General features: G+C 60.1%; 11 protein-coding genes. 10 read left to right on the forward strand and 1 reads right to left on the reverse strand.

From position 1 onward, the window contains the following. The 8 genes from RMO15_RS31060 to RMO15_RS31095 all read left to right on the forward strand — a co-directional run. Positions 1-657, forward strand: a 657-nt coding sequence (locus RMO15_RS31060; RefSeq protein WP_309722440.1) for a hypothetical protein, incomplete at its 5' end; no start/stop codon positions are given. Between the two features lie 26 nt (positions 658-683). Beyond that, the gene (locus tag RMO15_RS31065; protein WP_309722443.1) at positions 684-1,733 is read left to right on the forward strand and encodes an ankyrin repeat domain-containing protein; all 1,050 of its coding nucleotides are present in this window, start codon (positions 684-686) and stop codon (positions 1,731-1,733) included. 123 nt (positions 1,734-1,856) lie between these two features. Then, positions 1,857-2,690, forward strand: a complete 834-nt coding sequence (locus RMO15_RS31070; RefSeq protein ID WP_309722446.1) for a methyltransferase domain-containing protein — start codon at positions 1,857-1,859, stop codon at positions 2,688-2,690. After that, positions 2,683-3,819 carry a hypothetical protein gene (locus tag RMO15_RS31075; protein ID WP_309722449.1) on the forward strand — a complete coding sequence of 379 codons (1,137 nt, stop codon included), beginning with the start codon at positions 2,683-2,685 and terminating at the stop codon, positions 3,817-3,819. The genes RMO15_RS31070 and RMO15_RS31075 overlap by 8 nt, the downstream gene beginning before the upstream one ends. A gap of 61 nt (positions 3,820-3,880) precedes the next feature. Beyond that, positions 3,881-4,612 (forward strand): hypothetical protein, encoded by a 732-nt coding sequence (locus tag RMO15_RS31080; protein ID WP_309722452.1) that lies wholly within the window; start codon positions 3,881-3,883, stop codon positions 4,610-4,612. A 10-nt stretch (positions 4,613-4,622) separates the two neighbouring features. Next, a complete protein-coding gene (locus RMO15_RS31085; RefSeq protein ID WP_309722455.1) occupies positions 4,623-5,651 on the forward strand; it encodes an aldose 1-epimerase family protein in 1,029 nt (342 codons plus the stop codon). A gap of 3 nt (positions 5,652-5,654) precedes the next feature. Beyond that, complete coding sequence (locus tag RMO15_RS31090; RefSeq protein WP_309722459.1) at positions 5,655-7,418, forward strand: hypothetical protein; 1,764 nt, start codon at positions 5,655-5,657, stop codon at positions 7,416-7,418. A 27-nt stretch (positions 7,419-7,445) separates the two neighbouring features. Then, positions 7,446-8,282: a tetratricopeptide repeat protein gene (locus RMO15_RS31095; RefSeq protein ID WP_309722462.1), complete on the forward strand. Its 837-nt coding sequence runs from the start codon at positions 7,446-7,448 to the stop codon at positions 8,280-8,282. Here the strand turns inward: RMO15_RS31095 and RMO15_RS31100 are convergent. Further along, the gene (locus RMO15_RS31100) at positions 8,272-10,806 is read right to left on the reverse strand and encodes an NB-ARC domain-containing protein (RefSeq protein ID WP_309722465.1); all 2,535 of its coding nucleotides are present in this window, start codon (positions 10,804-10,806) and stop codon (positions 8,272-8,274) included. The genes RMO15_RS31095 and RMO15_RS31100 overlap by 11 nt on opposite strands. Before the next feature lie 90 nt (positions 10,807-10,896). Between RMO15_RS31100 and RMO15_RS31105 the strand changes: the two genes are divergently transcribed. After that, positions 10,897-11,832, forward strand: coding sequence for a PEP-CTERM sorting domain-containing protein (locus tag RMO15_RS31105; RefSeq protein WP_309722467.1), 936 nt, complete (start codon positions 10,897-10,899; stop codon positions 11,830-11,832). A gap of 5 nt (positions 11,833-11,837) precedes the next feature. Then, a complete protein-coding gene (locus RMO15_RS31110; protein WP_309722469.1) occupies positions 11,838-12,128 on the forward strand; it encodes a hypothetical protein in 291 nt (96 codons plus the stop codon). Positions 12,129-12,195 lie beyond the last annotated feature (67 nt).

The following is a 12,195-nucleotide window of genomic DNA, read 5'->3' on the forward strand; positions in this document are numbered from 1 at the left end:
GACGATGCGATTGCCTATGGCCTGATCTCGGAGAGCGATGCGTGCTGGGTTGAGACAAAGCTCTGGTGCGCAACATGCGGCACAGCGCGGCTCCAGGCACTGCGTGATCCTCAGGACTGCTTTTTTTTGCGCTGCCCCCACTGCTTCCCTCAAACTGGCCAGTATTTTGAGTGCGTGGATCTGGCAACCCGTGCGGCACAGCGCATTATTGGGGAGGCACAGGGCTTCCGCACGATGCAGGGCCGTCTCGATGCCGCAGGGTTTCGCTACTGTCAGCAAGCTCTGGAGCGCGGCCAGGCGACTTGTGCCTACTGCGGCAAGCCCGCACGGGTCGGCTGTCTGGCTCCCGAGAAAGCTCTCCAGACACTCCCCGGTGGCTTCAATGCTCTACACGGCGAGTATGTCCTGACCATGCAGTGTGACAACTGCACCGCCCCCACCCTCGCCATCGGTCTGAGCCGCCTACTACTTGGTGCCCCCGAAGCCCAAGCCTTCTGGAAAGCCACCCCGCGCCTCCGCCGTACTCCTGAAATCGAAGTCGTTTTTGCCGGAACCCCCGCCATCCGCACCCGCTATGAAAATGTCGCCGGAGGGAGTGCCCTGGAGATCTACTCCCAGCGCGACACCTTCAAGCTCCTAAGCATTAAGCAGGATTGAAACAGCCCACTGTATAACATTCCATTGTGTCGTTCCGTCATGCTTTGATTGAGTCTCTACATAGCCGTAACGATCATGCGTTTGCAAACTATCTGGAAGAGCAGCTAGCTTTTATTCAGAACAAAAACCTCGAAGCGGATATTCTTCGTGAGGTATGTAAACGTGGCAAACCGCACCATCTTTCTCTTTTAATCGAGAGAGGCTGGGATGTCAACATGCGCCTCGGCATCGGAGAACCGGGAATGGACGACGGTTGGACAGGTGATGATGCTACAGCACTTCACTACGCAGCACAGGTGGGGAAAGATTCTCATATGAAGCTCTTGCTCGAAGCAGGAGCTGATGTCAATGCCCGCGATGCCGATGCAGCCACTCCAATTCTTACCCCCTGGCTTTATGGTGACGTGGATACGCTCCAGATTCTGATCGAGCATGGAGCTGATGTCAACGCAGAAAACAACGAGGGCGAAACCGCTCTACTCCAATGGGCACAAGAAAGCAGTGTTGAGGGTGTTCTCTATCTGATAGAGCAAGGCGCAGACATCCACGTGACCAGATCGGATGGGATCTCAGTGCTGTGGTTCATGGCGAATCGAGGAAATACAGAAGTTGCAGAGGAACTGCTTCGACGAGGTGCAATACTAGATTACTGGTCAGCGGTTATGTTGGGCAAGGTTGAGGAGGTAAAAGCCGCACTTGTAGAAAATCCCACTCTCCTGGAGACAACCGACATCCGCGACTGGACACCACTTTTTAATGCAGTTCGTCAACAACAGTGGAATATGGTGGAGTTTCTGCTTCGGGCCGGTGCCAATCCAAATCATCACTCAGGTCAGAGCATTTCTCTCATTGAGGCAGTTCTGCACAATCAACTAAAGATCGTTCAGCTCCTGGTCTATGCCGGGGCAAATATCCATCTTCAAATCCCTCAAGGAGCGCTTCTTGGTTTCAGGATGACTGACTACGGCTACAATGGCCCCTACATAACCACGACTTCGGTAACACTTTTCGGCCTGGCAAAGAAAGAAGGTTTTGACGAAATCGTGGAGTTTCTAAAACTGGCAGGGGCAATCTAACCTACTTGCTTCCCCCTCCCCAACCCTCTCCCGTTATCGGGAGGGGGTCGCGGGGGGCTCCGCTTGCGGGGTGCGCGGGGGGAGGGCTTGTAGATTTTAGGTATTCTCGGCTATACTGCGCCCGTGACAATTCGTGAGGAGCTTCTCTCGCTACTTATCTGCCCGGAGACGGGCGAGGCGCTTTCGGGATGGGATGGGACAAGTGCGCACGGGACTTTGACCACGGCAAGCGGGCGGAGCTACCCAGTGACCGATGGCATTCCGAATCTCTTGCCCGATGTTCTGCGGGGTAGTGCCGCTGACGACACGGAGGCGAGTGAAAAACGCTCAGAGATGCAGGCGCGCGATGCCCAAGTGAAATCCTACGACCAGATGCTGGGGCTGAAACTCTTTACCCACTACGAGGTGCCACTGACTCTGAAGTTCCTACCGCTGGAGCGGTCGCACTTGATGCTGGAGGGCGGCTGTGGCACGGGACGCATGACAAAGACGTTTGCAGAGCGCACCCGTGGGCTCCTCTGTGTGGACTTTTCCCGAGAGTCTCTGCGGGTTGCCAAGACGAAAGTCCCCTCATCTCTGACAGAGCGGGTACTCTTTATACAGGCGGATCTCTCCCGACTGCCGACCAAGTCCGAGGTATTTGATCGGGTGGGCTCGTTTGGCGTTTATGAGCACATTCCGACTCCTGAGGCGCGAGATGGCGCTTTGAAACATCTAGCACGGACGTGTAAATCAGCGACAAGCGGCGGGCGAATGGCACTCTCGGCCTATCGCTGGGGGCCACCTGTGAGCTGGATGAGCGAGCGCGAGGGGCACCATCCGGGCGGGATTTATTTTATTCGGCTCACACAAAGCGAGCTTAAGGCGCACTGCGCACCGCACTTTACGGTGCACGGTGCGACTGAGTCGCTACTCTACTATCACTTAATCTGGGGACAAAAAGAAAACCATGGCTAGTGGCTACACACCAGGGCTGACTGTCAGCCCGCGAACGACAATTGTTAAGACGCGACGGCTACCACTCAAGGGTGAGGTTCTGGTAAATCTAGGCGACTGGGTTCTCCCCGACACCGCCGTGGCACAGGCCAAGCTCCCGGGCATCATGCAGACGGTTAAAGTGGCCTCGCGGCTGGGCGTGGACGCCTCCGAGGTGCCCGAGCTCCTCACCGTCAAGATAGGGGATCGCGTGGAGAAAGGCGACCTGATCGCCCGCACCAAGGGGCTCTTTGGCAAGTTTTTTATCGCCGATGCCAAGGCCAGCACCTCCGGCCTTATCGAGATCATCTCCCCCATCTCCGGCAATGTCGGTATCCGAGAGTCCCCGACCCCCGTGGAGATCACGGCCTACATTCCGGGCAAGATCACCCAAGTCCTAGAGGGCGAGGGCGTGGAGATCACGGCCCATGGTGCCCTGATTCAGGGAATCTTCGGCATTGGGGGCGAGCGTCGCGCCCCGATTCTGATGGTCTCACAGAGCCCCAACCAGCCCCTCACCGAGAGTGATATCAACGCCAGTCAGGCAGGAAAAGTCATTGTCGGCGGCTCGAATATCTCCGGGGCAGCGCTGCGAAAAGCGGCGGAGCTGGGCATTGTGGGAATCGTGGTGGGCGGAATCGTGGATAAGGACATGGTGGACTACTTAGGCTACGATATCGGGGTCGCGATCACGGGCCACGAGAATATCCCTCTCACCATGGTGCTCACCGAGGGCTTCGGAACCATTGCGATGGCCAACCGGACATTCAACCTGCTCAAGTCGCTAGAGGGCCGCAGCGCTGCCATTAGTGGAGCCACACAGATTCGCGCAGGGGTGATTCGCCCGGAGGTAATTGTCGCCGACGAGACCGAGAACGAGGGCATTGGCCAGCACGATGATGCCGAGCTCAACTTCACGCTCCAGCCCGGCGGCCAGATCCGCATTATCCGTGAGCCGTATTTTGGTGCTCTGGCAACCGTCACCGAGCTGCCCACTCAGCTGGTACAAGTAGACTCCGGCACCGAAGTGCGCGTACTCCGCGCCAAGCTCGCTAGCACCGGCGAAGAGGTCACCGTTCCCCGAGCCAACGTCGAGATCGTCGCGGGCTAGCTCATGGGGAGGAACTTTCCGATACTAAGGAAGGTCTATACTCGGAAGCGACGTCACGACTATGAACCCACGAATTCTTGTTTTAATCGCCATGCTGGCCGGACTTTTCCTGCTCATGGTCGCGCTGATCCGCTGGGGGGAGAGCTATCGCCTTCACCAGCGGGAGCAGCAACAGCTCACCCCACGGGAGAGCTTCCGCAGAGCGCCGGTAGTTTCCCATAGTCCCACGCCCTATCCTGGGCCGATCCAGCCGATGTCCCCCCCAGCGCGTTTTTCTCAGCCCACCACTTTCATCCCTGTTGTCGCAAGGCGCCAGATAGCCTCCCCAACACTCTCGCAGACCCCCATGATGCGCTACTTGGGTGATGTGCGTGCCATTGAGCAAGACCGCCAGCGTGTCTGGCAGGCATGGTCGCTACGCCTCACGCCGACTCCAACAGAGACAACAACCTCCTCACAAACGGCAACCCCAGAAGCACGCCCGACACCCTCACCCGGCGACCTGATGGCATCGGCGGCGCAGTGGGACAAGAAGCTAGCCGGAAAGCTCCCCGACTCTACGTGCCTCCCGTTCCACCTCGCCTACCTGCGCTACCTTGCCCTAGAGCAAGACTACCTGCAGCGCCTGACAGTTCTCGCACAGACCAGTAGTCAGCAAGCCCAGCAAGCACTTCGGTCAGAGATGGAGCAGGCACTGGCAGAAGCGGCGATCGCGGTTCGCGCCAAGCTCCGCGACCTTCAGCACGATCACCCCGAACTTAACAACGACCTGTCAAAGCTTCAGATCAGGTAAAATCAGAGGCATGGCAACTCTCTTTGGTAAGTCCTACACGCGGCGGGAAGTCCGTCAGCGGGTTGGCGAGCTGGTTCAAGTGGCAGGTGTCGAGCGCTTCACCTACGACGAAGGCGTCCAAGGCGGCGTGAAAGCAGCGCGGGTGCGCTCGGGCGGCGGGCTTGACTTCACGGTTCTCTTTTCTCGCGGCATGGATATCGGGGCGGCGAGCCTCTTTGGCGTTCCCTTCGCGTGGGTCTCGGCGACGGGCTGGGCGAGCCCGCACGCTTTTGTCCCCGAGGGACGCGGCTGGCTCCAGACCTTTCACGGTGGGCTTCTCACGGGCTGTGGCCTGAGCAACGCAGGCGCCTCCAACCAAGACGGCGAAGAGGCACTCGGGATTCACGGACGCCTCTCCCACATCCCTGCCGAAGACACGTGCGCTCGAACGCAGTGGGACGGTGACGAGGCGACAATCCTCCTTGAGGGCACGATGCGTGAGGCCACGGTCTTTGGCGAGAATCTCAGGCTCACCCGCACCATCTCGACGCCTGTCGGAGGCACCAGCATGACCATCACCGACACGGTCACCAACGAGGGTTTCAAGACTTCACCCCTGATGCTCCTCTATCACCTCAACTTCGGCTGGCCCTTGGTCGAGGAAGGCACCATCATCCGCTTCCCCGAAGGCACCACGAGCGTCCCCCGCGATGCCGATGCTGCCGCAGGCCACGCCACCGCCAACACCCTCACCGCCCCAACTCCTGACTACGCTGAGCAGTGCTTCTTCCACAACATTCCGGGCGAGGATGTCGAGATCGAAATGGTGAACCCGTCGGGTTTTGGCGTGCGCATCAGCTACAAGCAGTCCGAGTTCCCGCACCTGACCGTCTGGAAGATGATGGGCGAGGGCGAGTACGTCTGCGGCATCGAGCCCGCCAACTGCAAAGTCCTAGGCCGCGCCGCCGAGCGCGAAGCCGGACGCCTCCAGTACATCGCTCCTGGCGAGACCCGCACTTTCTCCGTCACGCTTACTGCGTTTCTAGAAGATAAAGGCTAGCCATTGCCAGAGCGTCGGTTCTATCTTTTGCTCGGAGCCCTAGCACTGACTCTTGCGTCGGGGCCGTATCTCTATGGCTGGCTGAACACGCCGACTGGCTCGCTCTACTCGGGCCTCACGAGCAATATAGACGACTGCTTGGTTTACTTTTCGTGGATGCTGGAGGCGGGGCGGGGCCACCTGCTCCACCACAACCTCTTCTCCACCGAGGCACAGAACCCGAAGCTACTCTATCTCTGGTTCGCACTGCTGGGGCTCATCGCCAAAGCCAGCGGCCTGCCTCTCGCCTTCCACCTAGGGCGCGTTCTCGGTGGCGCGGCCTTGCTCCGCGCCGTGGTCTGGCTGCTCCACGAGACCATTCAGAGTGAGCGTGCCCGCAAGCTTGCCTTTGCCCTGGTGTGCTTCTCGTCCGGTTTTGGCTGGCTTTCGGGTGGCTACAACCCCGCCAAGGGCTTCACCCTTCAGCCCATTGACACCTTCCAGCCCGAGGCGATAACATTTCTCTCGCTCTACTACTCCCCGCTCTTCGCCCCAATGACGGCCTTGATGGTGGTCTTCTTCGCCTCGCTCCTCAAGTCCGAGCGCACCGGAAAGCTCACTGACCTCTGGCCCGCCTGCGCCGCCGGAGCGATTCTGGGCAACTCCCACACCTACGATGTCGTGCATCTGCTCGCCGTCGCCTGGGTGTGCAAGCTCTTCACCCTCCTCCCCGGCCCTCCTCCCAATCCTGGGAGGAGGGTTGAAAAGAGGGAGTGGAAAGGCTTGCTCATCGCCACCGCAGCCTGCCTCCCCACCACGGCCTACACCGCGTGGGCATCGCGTGTTGATCCGCTCTTCAAAGCCCGCGCTTGGACTAATGAAGGTACGTTCACTCCAGCCCTCTGGTGGGTTCTGTTGGGCTTCGGCTTGCCACTACTCTTCGCCCTCCTCCCCCAGCCCCTCCTCCCAACCCTGCGGAGGCAGGGCGGAAGGAGAGGAGACGGAAAGAGCAGCGGCATGGAGGAATCTGGCTCCCCTCTTCCCAACCTCCTCCCAGGGTTGGGAGGAGGGGCTGGGGGAGGAGGGAAATTTCTCCTCATCTGGCTTGTCATCGGGATCGCGGTGGCGTATCTTCCGGTGCCGTTTCAGCGGAAGATGCTGATGGGGGCGCATATTCCGATCTGTCTGCTGGCGGGAGTGGGCCTAGACGCGCTGACGGCACGGCTCTCGGGGGACTTTCCGAAAATCGCGGCGTTCTTTGGAGTGCTGCTGACCGTGCCCTCCAACGTGCTGTACTTGCTTGCCGATATTGGGAGATTGGATAGCAACTCAGGCACGACGGCGCGCAAGCCCTATCTTTCCGCCGACGACCAGAAAGTGCTGGCCTATCTGAAAGAGCATGCCGCCGAGACCGATGCCGTGGTTGTTTCGCCCGACCCCAGTTCCGTGAAGCGCTATCCCGGCATGCTGAACTCGCAGATAGACGCACATCTCAATGCCTACATTGGGGGCTGGGCGGGCGTGATCTGCTATAACGGGCACTGGTCCGAGACGCTTGCCTATCCTCAAAAAAACGACGTCACTCTCCGAATTTTCAACGCAAATACCGATGATGAAGTACGAAAGCAGCTGTTACAGGAGAATCAGATTCGCTATGTGCTTGTCGTGAACGGGTTCTCCGAGATACAAACTGAAAGATATTCTGGTGTAGGCTGGTCGGTGCACCAGCCAGCCTTTCTGGAGCCTGTCCTCATCACGGACTCTCAGATCTTGTATAAAGTGCTATAATTCCGATCAGAAGGAAACAGAGAGACAATGCCACTGTGGGGCCGCATGCTGCGGCGCAACGAAGATATAACGGGCTACGATCGGGCAGTGCGCCTCTTCGATGAGGGGAAGTATGAGGCCGCGATCACGGAGTTTGAAGCAGTCATCAGTCACCCGCGCCGTAGCTCACTTACGGATGGACTCGCTCGTTTCTATCTCACCGAGGCCCACGCGGCGCTGGCACGTCAGCAGGCGGTTCTCAACCGTGAGACCAATAACACTCCTCTGGATAAGGCGGCAGCGGACGAGGCAGTTGCGCACCTCAGGCAGGCCCTTTCGCTTCACCCCCACTTTGCAGACCTGCACTTCAGGCTGGGCTGTGCGCTGATCCCCCTCGGTCAGCTCCCCGAGGCTCTGGTGGCTTTTACCCGCGCTCTGGCGATCAACCCCAGCTACGCCGATGCGCACCGCCTCCACGATGCGGCGGCGCAAGGGCAAGAGGCAGCAGAGCTCGCCTTGGCACAGCTCCCTCTCAACCAGGACGACGAGATTGCACTTCATTCCCGGCTGGCGCTGGATCTCTACCGCAAGGGACAGTTCGAGGCTGCCGCCGATACCTACCGACAGGCTCTCTCCCTCGCCCCCACCTACGCCGACCTGCACAACCAGCTCGGGGTCGCGCTTCACGCCGCCGACCAGGATGACGAAGCCCTGGCTGCTTTTACACGCGCCCTAGAGATCAACCCACGCTTTATCGAAGCCCGCCTCAACCGTGCTGTGAGTCTGCGCTGTCTAGGTCACACCAAAGAATCACGTGAGGAACTGGAGCGCGTCTTAGAGCAAGACCCCAAGAACGCCGCAGCCCGCGAGGCCCTCAGCGAGTAGTCTGTGCCAAGGCCAGCGCTTCTTTGAGCGTGAGTGTCTCGCCCTCTGACCAGAGCTGGGCAAAGGCGGACTCACCCAGTGCCTCGGCGAGCTCAGCGCGGAACTCGTTTAGCTCCGCGATGTCTTCATCGGTGAGGGCGCGCACATCGCGCTCCCAAATTACCGCCAGAGCTGCCTGTAGCTTCGTCGCACGCTCCGCCTCACCGACCTGGAGAAACGGGTAGCACATGTTCCAGAGCACCCCCAGTAGCTGAAAACGATCCCCGTTGGCTTCTTCGGCTGCCACGCAGCGGCGGGCCTCCACCAGAGACTCCTCCCAGCGCCCTAGATGCGTGAGTGTCGTCGGTAGGTTGGCATCGCAGTTGCGCGCCAGCTCGCTGTCTCCTGCTGCGAGCGCTTGTGCCGCCGCAAGTCGGTTGAGGCGCAGACACTCCTCCCACTGCTCTCGTCGCCGCGCAAGGTGGGCACGGTTATCCAATAAGAGGCGCTGGCCACGCACGCCGGGCGGATAGAGTGTCTCCACCTCATCAAAGAGAGGAGCGGCGGCTTCGAAGTCCTCTGTCCAGAGGTACTGACAGGCTTTCAGGCGGAGGGCATCGGCGCGGCGTATTGCGTCTTGCGTCAGGCTCAGGCAGCGATCCAGGAGCGCAATGGTCACTGTCTGCGGCACCTCGTACTGCCCGACGGTTGCCTGGAGTCGCAAGCCTTCTGCCAGAACCTCGCCTCCGAGCTCCTCCAGCGGTGCGACGGCCTCCACCATCAGTGCCATCGCTCTCTTCCGGTCGGGCTCGCGTGCGACGCAGGCGGCAAGCTCGTAGGCGGTTCGAAGGCGACGCACGGCATCGGTGCAGGGAAGATCCAGCGTACGCTCCAAGAAGCTTCGCGTCCGTCCCACCCCCAGCCGCCCCGCCCAGTCGGCATCTGTGAGAGTGGCAAAGGCATGGGCATCGTCCCCCTGCGTATCGGTGAGGGCGTACTCCCAGGCCATAACGGTGTTTTCATCGCGTGTCGGGTGGGCCAGATAGGCGGCACGAAACCGCTCCCGTGCCGCGCTCTCTTCCTCCAGACGTGCTCGGGCAAACTCACGAACCGTCTCTAACAGCCTATGGCGTGTCTCGTTTTGCTGCTCCCCCGAGTCATTTGTGGCGCTCTGGATCAGCGAGTCGGCCTCCAGTGCCTCCAAGCGCTCACGGGCATCGGGATAGCCTGTCACGACAGCAGCCTCTGCCGCGGTAAACGGTGCTACAAAGAGCGCAAGATTCGCCAGAAACCGCTGCTGTGCAACAGGCAAGAGCCGCCAGCTCCACTCCAGTGCGGCAGAAAGCGAGCGGTGGCGATCCTCCTTATCCCCTTTTAGCCCCGTGCGAGCCAGCCACTCAAAGCGCTTATCCAGCTCACGATGCATCTCAGCAGGCGTAAAGGCGCGAATCCGGGCGGCGGCCAGCTCCAGCGCCAGCGGGATTCCCTCTAGCCCCTGACAGACCGCAAGCACATCGGCGCGGTTGCCGTCGGTCAGATGAAAACCGGGGCGCGTCGCCTGCACCCGATCCAGAAAAAGCGCGAGTGCGTCGGCTTCGGGCAGGGACTCCAGCGGGTAGAGCCTCTCCCCCGCGATGCCGAGTGTGCGGCGCGATGTCACCAGAACCGTCAGCTCGGGGAGCTTTGCAAGGAGTTGTTCAACCAGTTCCCCCCCACCTGAGTCGGTGAGCTGCTCGAAGTTGTCCAGAACCAGTAAAGTGCGGGAGTCACTCAGGTACCAGCAGACCTGCGCAAGCGGATCACGTGATGTCGCGGGTAGCCCGAGAGCCGCACGCAGGCGTCCCGGAACCTGCTCAGCCGTAGCGCACTCGGCAAGTGGGATAAAAGCCACTTTGTCGTAGCGGGAAGCCTGCTCTCGAAGTACCTCAACGGAGAGGCGTGTCTTGCCCGTGCCGCCAAGGCCAATGAGGGTCACCAGCCGCGAGCGTGTGAGCTGCTCAGCAATCGCCTCGCGCTCAGGCTCTCGTCCAAAAAACGCGGTGAGGTAGGGCGGCAGAGACAGGCCAGCTCCCCTCTCTTCCCGATCTGCTCGTGCCTCGCCGGAAGAGGGTTGAGCTAGCTTCTCGGCCAGGGCTTCTAGGCGGTGGCGCTCTTCGACAATCCAGTCGTCGTAGAACCCTGGCAGAAGCTCGCCCGTGTAGAGGGCGCGGTCACGCGTGCGCTCGAACGCGGCGACATCCGTGGCAATCGCTTCCGGGTTGATGCGAATGGAGAGGCGATCCGCGATCAGCACACTCCCCGGCGGCAAGCCCTGCTCCAGCGGCTGACGGAGCGTTCCTAAAATATGGCGCAAGCGTCGTCTTCCGATTTCGGGCTCGACTTCGGGCCAGAGTAGCTCGACTAATTCCTCACGCGGATGGGTTCGGTTGGGAAACAGCGCAAGCCGGGCCAGTAGCGCAATCGCACGCGAGCTCTCGAAGCGAGAGAGTGTCTTACCCTCGCGTGTCGCACTGATTTTCCCCAGCAAAGTGATGTGCCAGACCATACGAGAAAGTGTAGCACAAAACATACCATACGCTGGCCATACGCAAGCTCTCTATGATGGAAAGTACCAAAACTCAGAGGCATCCCATCCATGTACTTTCCTTTCCGACAACTTTTAGCCAGCTCCCTGGCGCTCACCGCTCTCACGATACCAGCTCGTGCGCAGATTTCGATCGGAGAGCCAATACCATTTACCGATACGTTCTCAGGCACTCTTCTTGACGATACCTTTCTGGTGCTGACGGCCTGGCGCACGGATACGGGAAGTGTCAATGGAGGTCTGTTCGGTCGCACTTTTGTCGGGCTGACGAACGAGCCGGTTGGGGAAGCGACCGTTAGCGCCCAGTCATCAACGACTGCTCCGAACTTTTTCATGGCGAGAAACTCTGCCAGCCTGTCGGTGGAGAATGCTGAGGCGGCACGCTACACCACGCAGAGTAGCCATGGGACACACACCCAGGTGGAGTTCTTCACCCCGACAAGCCTCACTCCTGCACGAACCCGCTTTCACTGGAATGTCTCGGGGCTGACCTCTTCAACCTACCCTGGCGTCGTCACAAACGCCGACCTACGGTTCGCGGCGGGCTACTTTCCCACGACGAGCTACTACGACTTCTTCGACCTCGCCACGCAGGAAAACGGCGGCCCGCTGATGAGTGTCTCGGGAACCGGCGCATTCTCCTACAACCTGCCGCTGCTTCTCAACCAACCAATAGATCTCTTCTATCACACCGTCGCCTACGTCGGCTTCACTGCGGAGGGCGGAGAGACATTCAGCGGCTTCAGCGACTTCTCCAATACCCATATTCTCGACCGAATCGAGCTTTTTGACAGCAACGATGTCCTGATTTCCGAGTGGGGCATGCGGGAGATCTCCAGCGGCCAGGTGATGTTTGATCAGAATGGCCGGACGGCGGCGGCAAACGGGGGCAACAACATCCCCGAGCCGGGAACGCTTGGCCTTCTGGCGCTCGGTGGGGCGGCGCTTCTGGGCCGGGTCTGTCGGCGAACGAAGAAAGGAAACTAAAATCGATGAAACGAGCGATCCTCTTCGGCGCGACGACGCTCGCGCTGATTCCTCTGATGGGTTGTGGGAGCGGGAGTAGCCCCGATCCCGTCCAGAACGGCGGGGGCGGGGGCGGTAGAAAGCTTGTCTACACGGCCACGATTGCGGGTAGCACCGATATCTATGCGATGAATCCAGACGGTAGCGGACAGGTGCGTGTCACCACCGACGGTGTCGAGAAGTCGCACCTGGCTCTCTCGCCCGACGGCTCGAAGGTGGCCTATCTCGTTCGTCATTGCAGAGATCCTCCGACCTAAAAGCTTGCCATCCAGTCCGTCGCGGGCGGCACACCTCAGATATTGCCGACCGATCTGGATATTCCCG

Origin of the sequence: Armatimonas sp. (assembly GCF_031410135.1) — a bacterium.
In the GTDB taxonomy this organism is placed as follows: Bacteria; Armatimonadota; Armatimonadia; order Armatimonadales; family Armatimonadaceae; genus Armatimonas.